The organism is Acinetobacter sp. ANC 4805 (genome assembly GCF_022549495.1).
Taxonomy (GTDB): domain Bacteria; phylum Pseudomonadota; class Gammaproteobacteria; order Pseudomonadales; family Moraxellaceae; genus Acinetobacter.
Map to the genome: position 1 here is coordinate 119,040 of NZ_JAKZGD010000004.1, position 19,613 is coordinate 138,652.

Annotated in this window: 15 protein-coding genes; 9 read left to right on the forward strand and 6 right to left on the reverse strand. The window is 38.9% G+C overall.

Features of this window, described 5'->3' with window-relative positions:
- Positions 1 to 85 precede the first annotated feature (85 nt).
- A complete protein-coding gene (locus tag MMP60_RS06905; protein ID WP_241335742.1) occupies positions 86 to 1,405 on the reverse strand; it encodes a D-alanyl-D-alanine carboxypeptidase PBP6B in 1,320 nt (439 codons plus the stop codon).
- Between the two features lie 171 nt (positions 1,406 to 1,576).
- Here MMP60_RS06905 and MMP60_RS06910 point away from each other — a divergent pair, with 171 nt between their 5' ends.
- Positions 1,577 to 3,280, forward strand: a complete 1,704-nt coding sequence (locus tag MMP60_RS06910; RefSeq protein ID WP_241335584.1) for a PDZ domain-containing protein — start codon at positions 1,577 to 1,579, stop codon at positions 3,278 to 3,280.
- 227 nt (positions 3,281 to 3,507) lie between these two features.
- Here the strand turns inward: MMP60_RS06910 and uraH are convergent, their stop codons facing one another.
- Both uraH and MMP60_RS06920 read right to left on the reverse strand, forming a co-directional pair.
- A complete protein-coding gene (gene uraH / locus MMP60_RS06915) occupies positions 3,508 to 3,909 on the reverse strand; it encodes a hydroxyisourate hydrolase (RefSeq protein WP_241335585.1) in 402 nt (133 codons plus the stop codon).
- 131 nt (positions 3,910 to 4,040) lie between these two features.
- The gene (locus tag MMP60_RS06920; protein WP_241335586.1) at positions 4,041 to 4,733 is read right to left on the reverse strand and encodes an outer membrane beta-barrel protein; all 693 of its coding nucleotides are present in this window, start codon (positions 4,731 to 4,733) and stop codon (positions 4,041 to 4,043) included.
- Between the two features lie 150 nt (positions 4,734 to 4,883).
- Here MMP60_RS06920 and MMP60_RS06925 point away from each other — a divergent pair, with 150 nt between their 5' ends.
- From MMP60_RS06925 to MMP60_RS06935, 3 genes are all read left to right on the forward strand, one after another.
- On the forward strand, positions 4,884 to 5,567 hold the full coding sequence (locus tag MMP60_RS06925) for a heavy metal response regulator transcription factor (protein ID WP_241335587.1): 684 nt from the start codon (positions 4,884 to 4,886) through the stop codon (positions 5,565 to 5,567).
- Positions 5,551 to 6,927: a heavy metal sensor histidine kinase gene (locus MMP60_RS06930; RefSeq protein ID WP_241335588.1), complete on the forward strand. Its 1,377-nt coding sequence runs from the start codon at positions 5,551 to 5,553 to the stop codon at positions 6,925 to 6,927. Before MMP60_RS06925 ends, MMP60_RS06930 begins: the two co-directional genes overlap by 17 nt.
- 551 nt (positions 6,928 to 7,478) lie before the next feature.
- Positions 7,479 to 9,710, forward strand: coding sequence for an NADP-dependent isocitrate dehydrogenase (locus MMP60_RS06935; RefSeq protein ID WP_241335589.1), 2,232 nt, complete (start codon positions 7,479 to 7,481; stop codon positions 9,708 to 9,710).
- A 375-nt stretch (positions 9,711 to 10,085) separates the two neighbouring features.
- Here the strand turns inward: MMP60_RS06935 and MMP60_RS06940 are convergent, their stop codons facing one another.
- Positions 10,086 to 10,904 (reverse strand): rRNA large subunit pseudouridine synthase E, encoded by an 819-nt coding sequence (locus MMP60_RS06940; RefSeq protein ID WP_241335590.1) that lies wholly within the window; start codon positions 10,902 to 10,904, stop codon positions 10,086 to 10,088.
- Between the two features lie 192 nt (positions 10,905 to 11,096).
- Between MMP60_RS06940 and icd the strand changes: the two genes are divergently transcribed.
- The 3 genes from icd (at position 11,097) to MMP60_RS06955 (ending at position 16,279) form a co-directional block, all read left to right on the forward strand.
- On the forward strand, positions 11,097 to 12,353 hold the full coding sequence (icd, locus tag MMP60_RS06945) for an NADP-dependent isocitrate dehydrogenase (protein WP_241335591.1): 1,257 nt from the start codon (positions 11,097 to 11,099) through the stop codon (positions 12,351 to 12,353).
- A gap of 194 nt (positions 12,354 to 12,547) precedes the next feature.
- Positions 12,548 to 13,366: a PhzF family phenazine biosynthesis protein gene (locus MMP60_RS06950; protein WP_241335592.1), complete on the forward strand. Its 819-nt coding sequence runs from the start codon at positions 12,548 to 12,550 to the stop codon at positions 13,364 to 13,366.
- Positions 13,367 to 13,510: 144 nt separating this feature from the next.
- A complete protein-coding gene (locus tag MMP60_RS06955; RefSeq protein ID WP_241335593.1) occupies positions 13,511 to 16,279 on the forward strand; it encodes a pitrilysin family protein in 2,769 nt (922 codons plus the stop codon).
- A gap of 47 nt (positions 16,280 to 16,326) precedes the next feature.
- Here MMP60_RS06955 and MMP60_RS06960 read toward each other — a convergent pair whose 3' ends face one another.
- The gene (locus MMP60_RS06960; protein ID WP_018676862.1) at positions 16,327 to 16,713 is read right to left on the reverse strand and encodes a DUF3144 domain-containing protein; all 387 of its coding nucleotides are present in this window, start codon (positions 16,711 to 16,713) and stop codon (positions 16,327 to 16,329) included.
- A gap of 104 nt (positions 16,714 to 16,817) precedes the next feature.
- Between MMP60_RS06960 and MMP60_RS06965 the strand changes: the two genes are divergently transcribed.
- Complete coding sequence (locus MMP60_RS06965) at positions 16,818 to 17,450, forward strand: hypothetical protein (RefSeq protein ID WP_241335594.1); 633 nt, start codon at positions 16,818 to 16,820, stop codon at positions 17,448 to 17,450.
- A 106-nt stretch (positions 17,451 to 17,556) separates the two neighbouring features.
- Here the strand turns inward: MMP60_RS06965 and MMP60_RS06970 are convergent, their stop codons facing one another.
- Positions 17,557 to 19,005, reverse strand: a complete 1,449-nt coding sequence (locus tag MMP60_RS06970; protein WP_241335595.1) for a CYTH and CHAD domain-containing protein — start codon at positions 19,003 to 19,005, stop codon at positions 17,557 to 17,559.
- 176 nt (positions 19,006 to 19,181) lie between these two features.
- On the opposite strand from MMP60_RS06970, the gene MMP60_RS06975 reads away from it, so the two are divergent.
- Entirely contained in the window at positions 19,182 to 19,553 is a 372-nt protein-coding gene (locus MMP60_RS06975) for a DUF962 domain-containing protein (protein ID WP_241335596.1), read from the forward strand.
- Positions 19,554 to 19,613: the final 60 nt, after the last annotated feature.

Sequence of the window (19,613 nt, forward strand, 5' to 3'; positions counted from 1 at the left end):
TAATTATTTTTGTGAAAGGATGGTTGGATTATGCCATCCTTTTTTCTAGATTGTATGGTTAATCTTGATAAAAACAGTTGGTCTTTTACCCTTGATTTAATGGGTAAAGCTTAGCGGCTTTTACATCATTGGTTGAAAGAAATGAAAATAGACCAGTCAACCAAATCATAATTTTTTGAAAGATATTGGCTTCTTCAATTTGCACATTATTTTCAATCTGTAAGCTACGGATGAGTTGGTTATTTTGATAAACCGTCACGGTTGCCAAGCTCATGACTTGGGTTAATGGTGCTGTTAAATGTTGCTCATTGAGTTTGATGTTGACGTGTGTATTGGTCGTTTGAATGGGTTCAACTGTTTTAACTTGTTGATTTGTATCAATCAAATGAATGCGCTGTGTGAGTAAATCAAAACTATTTAAATCAATTGGTGTCGCTTGATCGTATAGAGATGTTGTCACGATTGTGGGTTGTTGTGTTTCAACTTTAAATATTTTCAAGGTTGATTTAATGACTGGAAGCTCAGCAATCAGCCTTTGTTTCGGGATGACTTCTTCATCACGGGTATAGGTATAGGCTAAATTCATTAATTTATGGGCGACTTCGGCACGCTTGACTGCGCTAGGTGTACCAAGTACCACAACAATTAGACGACGTTTATCGACATGTGGATTTTGTGTCGGACGTTCTGCTGTTAATGCTAAGTTATAACCTGCTGCCTTGGTATAACCTGTTTTTAAACCATCTGCTGTTGGATCCATTTTCAATGCAAGGTTGGTTGCACGATGGAAGCGTTGGTTATAACTAAAGCTTGGCATTTTTGAATAATGTAAATATTCAGGCGTTTGTTTCACAATCGCTTTTGCTAACAGACTAATATCAGCCGCCGTGGAATAATGGTCTGCCATGGTAATGCCAGCAGGATTACTAAAATGGGTATCTTTCATCCCTAAAGCTTGCGCTTCTTTGTTCATACGCGCCACGAATTGTGGAACGCTACCCGAAATTTTTTCAGCAAGCGTAACCGCCGCATCATTGGCAGACATCACAATTAAGCCAGCCAAAAGCTGATCAACCGAAATTTGTTCACCAGCCTTTAAATACATCTGTGATTCATCCCACATCACTGTACTGACGACAGGTGTTGCAGTGAGTACTTCTTCTTTACGTAATTTACCTGCTTCAATTTCTTTTAAAGCAATATAAGCCACCATCATCTTGGTTAATGAGGCGGGCGCACGTTGAGCATGACTATTATGCTCAGCAATAATTTGCCCAGATTGAGCATCTACAATCGACCAAGCTTGTGCTTCAACTGTTTCAGGGGCGATATTGAGTAAATTGGCATGTGTAAGGTTAGCACATAACAGACTAAACAATGTAAAGAGAGAGAGGAAAAATTTCACGAGAACACCTTGTGCAGCCGATCCAATGGCACGAAAAGCGAAAAAAAGCATGCTATGACTTTTTTGTTGCAGAATCCAGCAACTTTTGCCAACAATTAAGACATCTGCGCATGACTTTGTAAAAAAATGCTAAGCTGTGTGAAACCGTTCCTATTTTTATGATCTAAAACTATGTTGCACTATCAAATTGAGTTTGACGATTATCGCCAACATCTTATTCATGTCACGCTTCGTTTTCTTGCCAATCCAAACCAAGAGCTTTGGTTACCAACATGGATTCCTGGCAGTTATTTGATTCGAGAGTTTTCAAAACATATTGAATCGGTAAAAGCATCAGATGAAGCAGGGCGGTTGCTCAGCATTAAAAAAACAGAAAAAAATCGCTGGCGCTTATTCAATAATGACCATGAACTGATTACAGTTGAATATGATGTCTATGCTTATGATTTGTCAGTACGTGGTGCGTATGTCGATCAAACTCGTTTATATGTCAATCCTGCTTGTGTTTGCTTAGGTTTACAAGATCAAGAACACGCGCCGTGTGAAGTTGAATTATTTTTACCTGCTGAGTTAAAGCATTTCCAAATTGCGACGGGTTTAAGCTCAAAAAGTTTAGTCAAAGGACGTTTTACTCTAAAAGCTGAGAACTACGATCAATTGATTGATAGTCCATTTGAATTGGCAGAGCAAAGCCGTTTCAGCTTTGAAGCGAATGGTATTCCACATGAATTTGTCATCTCAGGTAAACACACAACGAATCTGACGCGTTTACAAGCTGATATGGCAAAGATTTGTCAGACTGAAATTGACATGTTCGGTTCTGCACCATTCCAAAACTATACCTTTATGACGATGGCAACGGGCAATAGTTATGGTGGTCTAGAGCATTGTAATAGTACCAGTTTGATTACACCACGTGATGATTTACCGAAAGCAGATGAAGCAGAAGAACCTTCTAAAGATTATCAACGTTTCTTAGGTCTTTGTAGTCATGAATATTTTCATTCATGGTTAGTGAAGTTTATTCGTCCTGAAAACTTCGTCAATTATGACTTAAACAAAGAAAGTTATACCTCTTTGCTTTGGATTTTTGAAGGTTTCACCTCTTATTATGATGACTTGATTTTATTGCGTAGTGGCGTGATTTCTCAGAAATCATATCTAGAGCTACTCAAAGCGCAAATTGATCGTTATTTGCAAAACCCAGGGCGTTGTATTCAGTCCGTTTCAGAATCGAGTTTTGATGCATGGATTAAATTCTATCGTCAGGATGAAAACTCGAATAATGCAGGCACAAGTTACTATAATAAAGGCAGTTTAGTCGCACTTTGCTTAGATTTGGGTTTACGCTTACGTGGTTCGAACTTAGATGCCTTAATGCGTTGTTTATACGAAAATACTCAAAAGGGAATTCAAGTCAATGAACGTACTATTTTCGATTTATGTAACCAATTGACGGGTGATAATTGGCTAGAGCAAATTAATCATTTGATCAATACCACCGATGAATTGCCTTTAGATCAATTATTCCCAGAATTTGGTTTGAGCTATACGCTTAAAAATGATAAAGCTTTGCCGTTTGGGTTAAAAGTAACGGATAAAACCGAAGGTGTTGTCTTACAACATGTTCGTCGTGATAGTGCTGCTGCACAGGCTGGTTTATCCGCAAATGATGTGATTATTGCAATTGATGGCGTAAAAGCATCGGAGAAACTTTTAGCGAAGTATGCGAAACAACAAGGTTCATTTACGGTTTATGCATTCCGCCGTGATGAGTTTTTGCAATTTGAATTGCAAGCAGGTGAAAACGCATTAACGACAGTTGAGTTAAAAGTTGAAGATCAGCATAAAGTTGACCGTTGGCTGAGTTGCTAAGTGGTTAGAAAAGAGGCTCGGAATGAGTAATGCTGATCAGTTAAGCTACTGATTAATAAATCTCCCCTAACCCCTCTTTGAAAAAGAGGGGAACAGCATTGAATTCAACACTGTATTGAATTCCGAAAAACTCCCTCCTTTGAAAAAGGTGAGAAGCATCGCTCCGCAAGGGGAGGATTGAAAATACTTAACTGATTAGCATTAGCTCAGAATGAGCGTCTTTTTTGTCAATTGCCTCGGTAGGTGGAATAACCATACGGGCTGAGCAGTAAAGGAATATGGTAATGAGGAACAGTTCCATCGACTTCAAAAATGACAGGAACTTCTGGGAAAAATGAACTTTGTTGGTTCTGTTGAAACCATTCGCCTGTTTTAAAGGTCACTTTATAAATCCCAGTAACTAATTTTTGTTGAGTTGGGGAGAGCGCAGTAATTCGTCCGTTATGATCTGTTTTAGCTTGATTGATTTCTACCCATTTATCTTTTTGTTGCACGGCTAAAGTCACACTCACATTAGCAGCAGGCAGACCATTCTCCAAGTTAAGTACATGAACACTGAGCGGATTCGCATTGGCTGCAAAAACTGCACTTGAATAAAATAGTGTGGCTGCGGTTAGAAACTTATACATGTACCAACTCCAAATGAGCGTTTAGATAAACGGTAGAAGGCACGTTGTGATCAGATACTGAAATACATCTGTAAAGATTCACCTGCCGAGTATTAAAAAGGCACTGTCGATCAGTGCCTTGCTTATGCTTGTTAGAATGAATATCTCGCACCTAAATAAAACTCGCTTGAATATAGATGTGCTTTCATCTGTTCATCTTGTAGACCACGAGCATTGGCAAAGTTATTTAAACCACTCTCAGCCTTGCCCAAATCGACATAGCGATAACCTAAATCAAGATTTAAGTTTGGAATGGCTTTGTAGCTTGCACCTGCACCTACGCTATACACTAGCTGAGTATCGGTATTGGCAAGATATTGACGAGATATGTTGCCTTGCCAACCTGAAGATTCGATATGAGCAACACCTAAGCCAAGATTGCCATATATCGCCACATTGTTTAAAACTTCAAAATCACGGTAAGCATTTAGCATCAAACGCTGAGTATCTACTTTGTGATGATTAAAACTGGTCGGAAAGTTGCTTGAACCGCTGGTAAATTCCGCATCATTTTTGAAGGTGTATTCACCTTCCGTGCGCCAGCCATTACCAAAGTCATAACCAAAACCAAGTGATGCATTGGTTAAGTTTTTCTTTTCATCGCCTGCAACAAATTGACCAATACCCGGACGTAAACTAGTTTCCATATTGTCCGCTTTGAGTTTAGCTGCAGCAACTTTTGCCGAGACATAATACCCCGCATGATTCGTTTCCTGAGCATAGCTTACGGATACAGTTGCCAGTAAAAAAGATGAAAATGCGAAGCGAGTAAATACTTTGTCCATATTCAATTTTCCCAAATCAGTAGAGGAATACTTGGTGATAAAAATCTTAATTTCCTCAATACATGGTAGGAAGAAATGAATCTTGGCATGATGACAATTAGATTACCGATTTGTAATTTTTCAGGTGACTAAACAGGGTTAAAATGTGCTATGCATATTTTAATTATTGAAGATGAATCCAAAATTGCGCAGTTTTTAGCGAAGGGATTACAAGAATCTGGATATACCTGTGCCATTGCAAAAGATGGCATAGATGGATTATCACGTTTGCAAGCCGAAGCATTTGATTTGCTGATTTTAGATGTCATGTTACCGAAATTGGATGGTTGGCATGTTTTGCAGACGTTACGAACCTTTTCAAAAATGCCTGTGTTAATGCTCACGGCAAAAGACCATGTACTCGATCGAGTCAGGGGTTTGGAGTTGGGGGCTGATGATTACCTCATTAAACCCTTTTCTTATGTCGAGTTATTGGCACGAATCAAGAGCTTATTGCGCCGTGTGCCAAATGTTGAAAAAGAAATTTATCAGATTGCGAATTTGAGTTTGAACCGACTCAGTCGAGAAGTCTATCGTGCAGACAGTAAAATTGATTTAACGGCTAAAGAATTTGTGTTACTGCAATTATTAATTCAGCATCGGGGTGAAGTGCTGACACGGACACAAATTGCCTCAATGGTGTGGAATATTAACTTTGAGACGGATACCAATGTGGTAGATGTCGCTATACGCCGATTAAGAGCCAAGATTGATGATCATTTTGCTCCCAAGCTGATTTATACCGTTAGAGGTATGGGCTATAAGGTCGATTTACACAATGAAAATCATGAATAGACTATCCTTAGCTTCACGTTTAAGTATTGCTTTTAGTCTGATTTCTTGTGTTGTTTTTATCAGTATTGGCGGTTTGTCTTATCAAAGCTTTCGTGAAATGGTTTATACCCAACAGGACAAAGCATTAACTGCTCGTATCAAGCGGATGGAGGTCTTTTTGACCGATGCTCATACCATTCATATATTAGGAAAATATCCAAAACTTTATGAAAATATGGTGGGGCATGAAGACAGTATTTTTATTGTCAAAGAATCAAACAAAGACTTGATTCGGATTAATCCTTTAAATATTAAAATTCCTAGGTTGAATTATTCTCCGCAAATTCAATACCACAATAATACAACGCATCATCCAACAACACGTTTTGCTTTCAAATCGATTCAGTTTGGCAATCAAGATTATCAATTGATTGCAGGGCAGCAGTGGTATGGAGCGAATCAGATACTCAGTCAATATTTTTGGAAAGTCGCATTTTATAGTGGCTTAGGTATCGTGTTATCCAGTTTGTTAGGTTTTATGGTGGGGCATTATTTGTTCCGTTCCATGCGTGTTTTGATCGCAGAGACCAGTAAAATCAATGTACAAAAATTAAATCATCGCATTGAGGTAGAGTCCACCAATGTTGAGGTGCAACAACTCAGCCATGCAATGAATCAAATGCTCGATAAAATTCAGGACGATTATCAAAAACTAGCGCAGTTTTCAGAAGACATTGCACATGAGTTGAGAACTCCACTCAATAACCTGATGGGGCAAACACAGATTATGTTATCCCATGCTCGCACAACAGATGAATTAGAGAATCTATTGTATTCGCATTTAGAAGAGTATGAACGTCTGACTAAACTGATTGAAAGTATGCTTTTTATTGCACGTTCAGAACATCGTGAATATGGATTAGACAAAAAATCTGTGAATCTAAAACAACTCATTAAAAATATTACGGATTATTTTGATTGTCTAATTGATGAAAGGGAGATGTCATTAGTGATCCATGTCATGGATGATTTTAATATCGTTGCAAATGAAATATGGATACAGCGAGCAATTGCAAATTTAATGAGTAATGCTGTTTTACATGGAAAAGAAGGAGGCGAGATTACATTGGAGGTAAAACAGAATGATGCTGATTGTGTGATCAAAATTGTTACACATAACGTATTTATTGATGAAAAACATCTATCACATTTATTTGACCGCTTTTATCAAGTCGATGAAAGTCGGCACAAAAGGACTCAAACAGGTGGCTTGGGTCTGGCGATTGTAAAATCAATTATGCAATTGCATGGTGGTTCAGTCGAAGTTGAAAATCAAACAGAAGGTGTGGCATTTAAACTGATTCTACCTAGGGTCTGTTGAGATTTTAGCGATGCCTAGTGCCCTCTAAAAATATTCTCTATCTCAATGAGAATGAGCGTTATCACTCGTAAGGTGAAATACCAATAAGCTTCATACACCGATTCTCATAGCTGACCTTATTTTTGTTATGAAACGACGAACAATTTATTCTCGGGCTCATCTGATAAAAAGCGCAATTCTGACTAAATTTTTGATATCGGTAACAGCATGCTTATTGAGCAGATGAAATTACACAAAGCAATATTTCACCCTGATAAACAATACATATTTTTGGTATTTCTTAACGAAATGTCGTTATACAGTATATTACGTTGACGAGAGCAGCATGAATACTGATAATCTCAAGTTTTAATTGAGCAAACTGGTTCGCAGGGGCGAATACTTGAACTTGCCCCTACTATTTCGTAGCGAAATGTCGTTATCACTGGATATTGCGTTGACTGAGATGCGATCAGGACTGATACTCTCACGCTAATTTAAGCAAACTGGTTTGCAGGGGGCGAAGCCTTTTTTAGCCCCTAGAAACTTAATCTAACACAAGGGGCAATATAATGGCTGGTGGAAAGTCAACAATCATTTACACACTGACTGACGAGGCACCGCTTTTAGCGACCTACTCACTGCTGCCGATCATTGAGACCTTTACTAAGCCTGCTGGCATTGAGATTGTGAAAAGTGACATCTCAGTGGCTGTACGCGTGCTCGCTGAATTCACGGAATATCTAAGTGATGAGCAGAAAGTGACGAACAACCTTGCGGAGCTAGGTCGTCTCACACAAGATCCAGATACCAATATTATCAAACTTCCAAATATTAGTGCTTCAGTTGCTCAGTTAATGTCATGCATTAAAGAGCTTCAAGCGAAGGGCTATGCAATCCCTGATTATCCAGAAAACCCAACAACTGAAGAAGAAACAGCGATCAAAACTCGCTATGGCAAGTGTTTGGGTTCAGCTGTAAATCCTGTATTACGTGAAGGTAACTCTGATCGCCGCGCTCCTGCCGCAGTTAAGAACTACGCTAGAAAGCATCCACATTCAATGAGTGAGTGGAAGCAGTGGTCGCAAACTCACGTTTCGCATATGGAAGAAGGTGACTTCTATCATGGCGAAAAGTCGATGACACTTGATCGCGCACGTAATGTAAAAATGGAGTTGATTACTAAAAACGGTAACAGCATCATTCTTAAGCAAAAAGTTGCGTTGCAAGATGCTGAAATCATTGATTCAATGTTTATGAGTAAACAAGCACTTTGCGAGTTTTATGAAAAGCAGCTTGAAGATTGTCGTGAAGCAGGCATTTTGTTCTCATTGCATGTAAAAGCAACGATGATGAAAGTTTCACATCCAATCGTTTTTGGTCACTGTGTCAAGATTTACTATAAAGAAGCATTTGAAAAACACGGTAAGTTATTTGATGAGTTAGGTATTAACGTCAATAACGGTATGGCAGGTCTCTACGAGAAAATAGAAACTCTTCCGACCTCGTTACGTGAAGAAATCATTGAAGACTTACATGCGTGTCAGGAACATCGTCCTGCACTTGCAATGGTAGATTCAGCTAAAGGTATCACTAACTTCCATTCACCTAATGACGTGATCGTTGATGCATCTATGCCTGCAATGATTCGTGGTGGCGGTAAAATGTGGGGTGCAGATGGTAAGCAGTATGACTGTAAAGCTGTAATGCCTGAATCAACATTCGCACGTATCTATCAGGAAATGATCAATTTCTGTAAGTGGAATGGTAATTTCGATCCGAAAACGATGGGTACAGTACCCAATGTCGGTTTGATGGCGCAAAAAGCTGAAGAATACGGTTCGCATGACAAGACTTTTGAGATCCCAGAAGCAGGTATTGCCAACATCACTGATCTAGAGACTGGTGAAGTGTTGATGTCTCAAAACGTTGAAGAGGGCGATATTTGGCGTATGTGTCAGGTGAAAGATGCTCCGATTCGTGATTGGGTAAAACTTACTGTTGCTCGTGCGCGTAATTCAGGTATGCCTGCAATCTTCTGGCTTGATTCTTATCGTCCACATGAAAATGAATTGATCAAGAAAGTACAAAAATACTTAAAAGATCATGATACTTCAGGTCTTGATATTCAAATCATGTCTCAAGTCCGTGCGATGCGTTATACACTTGAACGTGTAGCACGTGGTTTAGATACGATTTCTGTAACTGGTAACATTTTACGTGACTATCTCACTGACTTGTTCCCGATTATGGAATTGGGTACTTCTGCGAAAATGCTATCAATCGTTCCGTTAATGGCGGGTGGTGGTATGTATGAGACTGGTGCAGGCGGTTCAGCACCTAAGCATGTTCAACAATTGGTTGAAGAAAACCACTTGCGTTGGGACTCGCTTGGTGAATTCCTTGCACTTGCCGTTTCTTTAGAAGACATGGGAATTAAAGAAGACAATGCTCGTGCGAAGTTGTTGGCGAAGACGCTTGATCAAGCAACGGGTATATTACTCGATAATGACAAGTCTCCATCACGTCGTACAGGCGAGCTTGACAACCGTGGTAGCCATTTCTATCTAGCACTGTATTGGGCTAAAGCACTTGCTGCGCAAGATGAAGATGCTGAGTTGAAAGCGAAGTTTGCACCACTGGCTAAAGAATTGGCTGAAAACGAGCAAAAGATTGCTGCTGAGCTTGCAGAAGTGCAAGGTAAAGCAGTTGATATTGGTGGTTACTACGCCGTTGATGCAGATAAAGTAAATGCAGTCATGCGTCCAAGTACGACATTCAATACAATTCTTGCTGCTGTTTAAAATAAATTATTGCTCATTCTTGAGTTGGTAATATAGAAAAGTCGGTGCTTAGGCATCGACTTTTTTGTTTTCTTTTGAACTAACGACATTCTTAAAAAAGTGACAGTAGGATATCAAGATTAAAGTTAACTAGAACTGAGGTCTAAAGACACATCTTATTGTTGTAATCAACGTTACCTTAGAAAATTTGGATGATGTATTTAATCTATCTAAAGAGGAAAGAAGTGTTGAAAGGTTTATTAATATCAAAAGCATTTTCATTAGAAGAATATACTAGATAAATTATCTATTTTTTAGCTGATTAAAATACAGTCACAAGAGCAAAAATTGATGAAAAAAGCCCACTTACGTGAGCTTTGATTATATTACTAAATCTTAACGACCATTTCGGTTACGGCCGCGAGGTGCTTTGGTATTTGGACGAGTCGTACCATTGGTTTTACGACGTGGCTTATCCACATCATCTGTTTGCCAGATACGAGTCGTACCACCGCCTGCTTTTTTCTTCCCTTTAAAAGGTGCTTCGCCTTTTTCCTCACGTGCTTTATCTTTTGCACGAGAGAAATGAGGTTTTTTGGATGGCTTTTTCGCAAAAGAACGTCCTTCATATGGCTTGTCTGCAGGAACATCTTTAAAGTCAGGATAAAGCAATGGTTCGATTTCGATTTGTTCACCAGGTTTTAAACCAAGTTTAACGACATCAATCGAACCAATTTGAGTACGAATCAAACGTAAAGTCGGAAAACCAACAGCAGCAGTCATACGGCGGACTTGGCGGTTACGTCCTTCACAGATTTGTAGTTCGATCCAAGTGGTTGGAATACTGGCACGATAACGTACAGGTGGATTACGTTCCCATAACCACTCTGGCTGATCTACTTTACGTGCTTTGGCAGGTAAAGTCATACCATCTGCAAGTTCCACACCTTTTTGCAGCTGTTCAATGGCTTCTTCAGTAACATCACCATCGACTTGTGCAAGATAGGTCTTGTATTTCTTGTTGTCTGGATGGGTAATATACTGATTTAGCCCCCCATGATCGGTAAGAAACATGAGACCTTCAGAATCTAGATCTAAACGACCTGCAATACGAAGTTCAGGGTCTTTAATAAAGTGTGAAACAGTTAAATGTGCTTCATCCTCACGGAACTGTGACAAAACGTCAAAAGGTTTATTAAATACAACTATTTTCATATGAGTATACTGCTTTGGCTATGGGCGGCATCATAACAATAAAGGCTTTTATTTAATCGGAAAATGTTGTTATTTCCCGTATAAATCTCAAAAAAACCTATTTTGAACTAAACTGTTTCATGCAATAAAAACGAAAGTATGCCATAGAAGGCATAGTGATAATCGCTAAATACATGAGGGAGAACCTGCAAAATGGGTTATCAGAAGATCGTGGTTCCTGCAGATGGTGACAAAATCACAGTAAATGCAGACCTGTCACTGAATGTTCCAAATCATCCAATCATCCCTTTTATTGAAGGTGATGGTATTGGTGTGGATATTACACCAGCTATGAAAGCAGTAGTAGATGCTGCGGTATTAAAAGCTTACGGTGGCAAACGTTCAATTGAATGGATGGAAGTCTATTGTGGTGAAAAAGCAGACAAAATTTATGGCAGTTATATGCCAGAAGAAACTTTTGACGCTCTACGTGAGTTTATTGTTTCCATTAAAGGGCCTTTAACCACACCTGTTGGTGGTGGTATTCGTTCTTTGAACGTTGCATTACGCCAAGAACTTGATTTATATGTCTGTGTGCGTCCAGTACGTTGGTTTAAAGGAGTTCCTTCACCTGTTCGACACCCTGAATCAACTGACATGGTGATCTTCCGTGAAAACTCAGAAGATATTTATGCAGGGATTGAGTGGAAAGCAGATTCGGAAGAAGCCAAAAAAGTCATTAAATTTCTAAAAGAAGAAATGGGCGTGACCAAGATTCGTTTTTCTGAAGGATGTGGTATTGGGATTAAGCCTGTATCAAAAGAAGGTACACAGCGTCTAGTGCGCAAAGCCATTCAGTTTGCGATTGATAATGATAAACCTTCTGTGACCTTGGTTCACAAAGGTAATATTATGAAATATACCGAAGGTGCGTTCAAAGAGTGGGGCTATGAACTTGCGATTGAGCGTTTCGGTGGCGAGTTGCTAGATGGTGGACCGTGGGTAAAAATCAAAAACCCGAAAAATGGGAAAGACATCATCATTAAAGATGTAATTGCCGATGCGTTCTTGCAACAAATTCTAATGCGTCCTGTCGATTATTCAGTTATTGCAACATTGAACTTAAATGGTGATTATATTTCTGATGCACTTGCTGCTGAAGTCGGTGGAATCGGTATTGCACCAGGTGCCAATATTGGTGGTGCAATTGCGGTCTATGAAGCGACTCATGGAACTGCACCAAAATATGCAGGGCAAGATAAAGTCAATCCTGGCTCGATTATCCTGTCTGCCGAGATGATGTTGCGTGATATGGAGTGGACAGAAGCTGCTGATCTCATTATCAAAGGTATTTCTGGTGCTATCGAAGCGAAAACGGTCACTTATGATTTTGAGCGTTTAATGACGAATGCAACCTTGTTACGTTGTTCCGAATTTGGTCAAGCTATTATTCATCATATGGAAGACTAAACGAAAGCGAGCTAAAGAGAAGGGTGTTTAAGTAACGCCCTTTTTGTTCTTTGAATATGATGGACTGAATGTTGGTTTAGCATGATTCTTTGCTCTCATAAACATGCACTGTATCGTTAATTTAGAAAAATCTGTATCTACCATTGATAGACCAAAAGTTCAAAATGGCTGAAAAATATTTAGAGTCTCATGTCATGAAGATGTATCAAGTTGATGCTTTTACCCAAGAACTATTTAAAGGTAATCCTGCGGCAGTCATTGTGTTAGAGCAATGGTTAGATGAAAACTTAATGCAAAATATCGCATTAGAAAATAACCTTTCCGAGACAGCTTTTGTTAAGACTATAGATGATGGAAATTATGAGATTCGTTGGTTTTCACCAACAGATGAAGTTGCATTTTGTGGGCATGCCACACTAGCGAGTGCTTTCGTTTTATTTAAAGATTTTACGATGGCAAAAACCATTCAATTCCATGTGCGCGATTTGGGAATTTTTGTGGTTAGCCAAGCGGCAGATGGCAAGATTAAAATGAATTTTCCTATTCGAAAGGCTGAGCTTGTGTCTGAATATCCTCAAGAACTGCGGGATGGTTTAACCAAGCCATTTAAAGCAGTTTATTTGAATGCGCAGGCTTATATTGTTGAATATGAAACCATAGATGATGTCTTAAATGAACAACCTAATTTTGAAAAATTAAAACAATTAGGGAAACGACGTACTGCGATTACAGCTTCTCAACCTGATGTTGCTATTACAGCGAGAGGAGAAGGTCAGTTTGATTGCGTATCTCGTTATTTTGCCCCTGCAATTGGGATTAATGAAGACCCTGTCACAGGTTCGATTCATACTGCAATTGCACCTTTATGGGCTGAAAAACTTGATCAAACCCAACTTGTTGCTTATCAGGCATCTGCGAGAGGTGGGATTTTAGACTGTGTGATTGAGTCTGAACAACGCATTGAAATCTCAGGTTATGCAAAACTATATATGCAAGCTGAACTTGAAATTTAAATTGTAACTAAACCGCTATAAAAACATAGAAAAAAGCTGTTTAAATACACAGCTTTTTTCAAAACATAACTATTAAAAATTTAAACCATTATCTAGTATAGCTTGTTGTTTTTATTTAAATCACCAAAAAAACTTGGATAATCTATGTTAATGCGGTTTAAGCAGCTTACGCTCTCACTTTGTTTGATTGGGTTGAGTGCAACGTCTTGGTCTCAGACAGTACTCGTAAAAAGTGAAAAAAATATTGAAGAATACAAATTAGATAATGGTTTCAGAGTTATCCTTGCGCCAAACGATAAAGAAAACAAAGTTTATGTCAATACGGTGTACTTAACAGGCTCACTGAATGATCCTAAAGGGAAAGGTGGTCTTGCTCATTTACTCGAACATTTGGCTTTTAAAGGCACACAAAATGTCAAAGGTGAGGAATTTCAGCGTCGCTTGGATCAATTCACGTTAATGACCAATGCCAGTACCGATTATTATTCAACCAAATACTTAAATATTGTTCGTCCTGAAAAAAATGCACTGAATGAAATTTTATACCTCGAATCTGAGCGTATGGATAAATTGGTGTTACAAGAAAAATTTGTCCCTTCTGAAATTGAAATTGTAAAACGTGAACGTGAAATTCGTATGGATCAACCGTTTGCAGTATTGATGGACCAGATGTGGAAAGCTGCCTATGGCAATCAATATTTAGGTCGACTGCCGATTGGGGATTTACCAGAATTAAAATCCATCCAGATGAATGAGTTGAATCAGTTTTATAGAACATGGTATGCACCCAATAACGCTGTGATGGTGATTTCGGGTAAATTTGATAAAGCAGAAGTACTGAATAAAATTGATCAATATTTTAGTCCGATTCCTGCACGTACTGTGCCTGCACCCGTTCAAGTTCCAGTCTTAGATTCAAGTAAGATTGAGCAGCGTAAATTCACGGTGCAAAAGGGCAGCGACCTCGCTAAATTCCACATTTATATGAATGGAAAAAATACGCAACTACAACCAGCATTAGCACTTGCGCCAGCACTGTATACCATGCAGCCTAGTGGTACGCTGTATAAGAGCATGGTGGAAACAGGGGTGAGTACGGCTGTGCAATCGACAACATGGTTAGACCAAGATTTTAATTTGGTCTTTATGGGTGCGGTGTATGCGCCGAATCATGATGCGAAGAAAGTCGATGATGCCTTGGTTGAAGGCGTCGAGAATAGCCAAGCATTTACGGATGCAGAACTACAACGTATCAAAACCATTACTCAAAATACTGCTGATACGATTGCAAATGATGCTGTTGCTTTGGGTTCTCGCCTTAGTGATTATGCAGTGTCTTCACACGGACAATGGGATCAGTACTTCAAAGATTTACAAGCTATTCAAGATTTAAAATTGAATGATGCAAATCAAACATTGAAACAATTTTTAGTGTCATCTCATCGTATTTCGGGAGATATTCAGCCTACGCCTGAAGATCAAAAGAAAGCGATGACACTCAAGGCACAAGATAAACCTAAAACCTTAGACCAAAGTGCCGAAAAGCCTGAACCCTTAAAAGATGTTGCGATTTATCAACAAGAAGTCACTCAGTTTGTTGCACAGTCTGCGCAGCAGTTACAGAAACATGAGCAAAAAATACAACGTGGTGAGTTAAAGAATGGTATTCGCTATGCTTTATTTCCAACCACAACACGTGATGATAAAACCTATGCCACCATTAGCCTAGATTTTGGTACTGAGAAATCACTGTTTGGCAAAGGGGTGACCTTAGATTTAAGCAGTTATTTGATGCTGCGTGGTTCTGAAAAACATACATTGCAAGAAATTACAGATAAAGCGATTGCAGCAAGTGGTGGAGCATCTATCACTTCAAATGGTAATGGTTTGACGATTGGGATTCAGGCAAAAAAAGACAAATTTGAAGATTTCTTAAACTTTATTATTGATGTCATGAAGCAGCCTAAATTTGCACAATCAGAATTTGATTTAGCGAAAAATCAAAGCTTATCTGCATTAGATCGACCGTATACTGAACCTGCGATTGTTGCCTCAATGACCTTGGCTCGATTACTTGAAACCTATCAACCAGGTGATTTGCGTTATCACTTTGAACCAGAGTTTGCCAAGAAGCAGTTAAATGAAGCGACGCAAGCACAGGTTAAGCAATTCTATGATCAATTCTTTGTCACTAATCATGCGCAAATCGCACTGACAGGTGATTTCGATCCTAAAAAAATGCAAAACACACTACAGAAAGCATTTGGACAGTGGAAAACCAAACAGCCGTACCAAAAAATTACTTCTCCTTATGTTGCTTTCAAAGCTGAAAAAGTCCATGCACTATCTGAGCAACGTGAGTTTGGTAGTTATCAAAGTATCCTGACGATTCCTGTAGGTGCTTACCATCAGGATGCTCCTGCACTCATTATCCTTAGCCATATTATGGGTAACTCGCAGTTGTCTTCTCGTTTGGCGCAGGAATTACGTGAGAAAAATGCACTTGTTTATGGATTTGGAAGCAATCTTGATCTAGATTCCGATACCAATAGTGGATCAATTAGTATTACTGCGAATTATACAGCTGGTCGTTCTGATCAAGTTTCTCAATCTGTTCATAAAGTATTAACTGATTTGCTAAGCAAAGGCGTGACTGAACAAGAGGTTGAAGCAGCCAAAGCCGATATTATGAAGAAGCGCGTGACTTCATTAGAAGATGAACGAAATATTCATAAAATGCTTACAGGACAGTTAGAGCGTAATAAAACCTTGATGGATCGTGCTGAGCGAGATCAAGCGCTTGCAAAACTGACCAAGGCAGATGTAGATGCTGTGATTAAGAAATATATCAAGCTAGATCAGTTTGTTGAAGTGATGGCTGACCAATATGGTAAAGTCCAAGATTTAAAATAAACAGAAAAAGAAAGCCACTCTTAGGTGGCTTTCTTTTTGAACTTAGATCATTCGTGATCGTGTTTGTGCGTATGAAAATCTTCATTTTTACGGAAACGTAGATAATTTTCAAACTGCTCGCAATATTCGTCAAAATTATCTTCTAACATCATTTGGAATTGTTGCAGCAGATAAGACATGACTTGCTCTTTGGCATCACGCATTTCATTGCCATCTTTAAAGTTATTGGCTGCGACCCACGTATTAAAGCGAGCTGTGCCAAATAACATCGCAGCACTCACTTGCGCACGTAAATCTTCTGGCTTCGGTTGTTGCCCTTTTTGTGGGCGGCAAAACTCATTGGCTTGTTTAATAAATTCATCCGCACGCTCAAAAAATACTGCATTTAAAGCTTCTTCTTCTGTCACATCAGTGGCATTAATTTTTTGAGACATGATTTTTCCCAACAACAAATAAGACACAATATTATAGACAAAGCCTTGTCGAAACTAAACCTTTGGCTTAATCTAAAATAGCCTAAGTAATTAGAATAATCACTATGCAAGATGCGATTGCAATTCAAAGTCTTAAAACTGATATTGCCTTACTACGCCAACATATTCATCCACCCCAATATTTAGAGCATGTCGAAGGTTTGCCGATTTATTATGGTTTAAAGGATGAGGTCGATGAATACTACCGACAATGGCAACCTTTGATTGAAAGGGCACAGCAACTCTGTCAGCCTTTTATGGAGGATGGCGTGGTGGATGCCATTCATTTACCGAGCCATTTAAATCTGCCACTGTTTTTCTTTCATGTCGATCGTATTCGAATTAATAAAACACGGGCTAAAGAATCTAAAACTTTTCGTGGTGTAGCTGCTTTGCTCGAAAAATGTGGGCAATTTGAGACCGATCAGATTTTTGCAATGCAGGAATGGTTAGGCAGTGATGATACTGCCGCGTTGGTGGCACATCGTGAGTTTATTGATTTACGGACTTATGTATTTCAACATGGGCAAACTGAGTATACACGCACCCGTTTTTATATGAATGGTATGATTTTAAGTGTTGAGCCACATTTTAAATTGGTGGATGCACGGGATAAGCCACGTAAGCAGCGTAATGATAGTTATAGTGATCCGATTGCTGATAATGGGACATGGAAGATTTTTGGTAAATATCGGTAAGATTTGATAATTTCTTGTGAAGTGTAGCTTTTCATTCCCCTCTTTTTTTCAAAGAGGGGTTAGAGGAGATTTATACTAATCAGTATTTGGGTTTGAGTAGAGATTGCTATTTCCAGAAAATATCTTTAGGCGATAAATGCTGTAATTTTTTATTAGCTTTCTTTGCGACATGAGGTTGTTGTGCTTTTACCCAACCGAGTGCAAATAAAAATCGTGGTTGTTCTGCTGCCTGTTGTTCAAAGACCTGCTCCGCCACAAAGAGATCATTATAAAAACCTAAATATTCCTGAATTGGCTCAAGTTTATTTAGAAATTGCTGAACCTCTTTTTCAGGATAAAGCCCTGAAATAAAGTCGATGCAATAACGTAATTGCTTGATACGCTTACGAGTACGATGCTGTTCTTCAATTGCAAGCGTAGAAAACTGAGCCGTATCTTCTAAAATTTTATGAAAAAGCTTGCTCAAACTTTTAGCCACTTGCTTTGATAATTTGGTCTTAGACTCATGATCACTATAGCTAAAACTGAATAACGATAAGAATAGCTGTGTTGTTTTAGCCGCACTGAAAAGCTTAGCGATATTGGAATCTATTTCAGCACTAAGAGGAAATTCAAAATCACAGCTTTGTTTGATCAGTGGAATCACGGAATCCTGAATCGCATCATGATCACGTGATTGTCCCAAAGCCCTAAAAAGTTCTGCCAATTCATTTTCCCAAGTTGGATCAATCTGTGTTGACCAATTTGAAAAATGTTTTAAAGCAGAGCGTAAGCGGCGCAAACCGACACGCGCTTGATGAATATGATCGGCTTCAGCGACACCATCTGCAATCGCGGCAGTATTCGGCAAAATATGGTTTAAGGTATTTTCGACGATCAATTTAACTGCTTGTTCGGCGCTAATGTCGGATTCTAAGTTTAGCGTTTTGGCTTTGGTCGCAGGAGAAACGCGTTTGCCAACCGCCAGTAAATTACCACGTTCTGCTTTGCTACGCACATCAAGCCATAATTGATATTTATCTACCCATGTCTTGGCAAAATTAATTAAGTCTTGTGCTGCACCTTGTTTGAGTTCAAATTCGACTTCACAGATTTTGGCTTGATCGGTTGGAGTACGAATTTCACCATCATCTAAACAAACTTCAATCTGTGAACCTTCAAACTCAAACACATGGAAACTTCGTTGTACATTGGTTTGAAACTGTAATTCTAGCTCAGCAGGCGTATCACCTAAAATTTCATGTAGCACCGTTTGAACGGTTCGGTTGTGTTGATAAAGTGATAGATCGAGTTCTGGTTCTTGTTCACATTTACCCAGATAAATATCTTCTTCAATGCGTTGTAGATGGTTTTTACTGGCAGCTTTAAAGGTTTGTACCCAGTGTTCACCTTCTTGGCGTAAACGGATAGCGACATAATTTTTGGCAAGTAAGCGGTCAGCGGTATCATAATATTTGGCTTGGAGCTGAATTTTTTGCGCTTTTTGCTTATTCAGTGTTTGTAAAACCGTTTTTTTCTTAGATTCAGGAAGTTGAAATTTAAGCTCTATTTCCATGATGTTATGACTCCTGAGCGCAAAGAATGATAAATATAAAATGAGTATAACGGGTTGATCTCAAGAATGATTGTAAAGTTGTTTTAAGTCTGGATACGATGACACCTAATGACTTTATTTTGTGCAAAAAATGAATTAACGTGTGAACAATCTTGCACGATTAGGATGATCAAGAAATGAATGCACCAGCAAATATAACCAAGCCAGTGGAATTTTCATTACCGATTAAAAATTATAATGAATTCTATTATTTCTACCTGACAGAGCATCGTAGTATCACGAGCCGTCGATTGCATGTCGCAGGCAGTTCAATTGGCTTATATTTCTTTAGTAAAGCAATTCGTCAGCGTAAAGCAAAATACTTCGCTTATGGTTTAGTCTCAGGCTATGCCTGCGCTTGGGTTGGGCATTTCTTCTTTGAACACAATAAACCTGCTAGCTTTAAACAGCCATTTTATAGCTTTATTTCAGACTGGCGGATGTTGTCAGACGTTGCGCGTGGGCGATTAAGTTTGGTTGATCGTCAACTGGATAAAATTGATTCTTAAAAAATATTTTTCTTTAATACGATAAACGACATTTACTGTCGCAAAGCTGCTTCGGCAGCT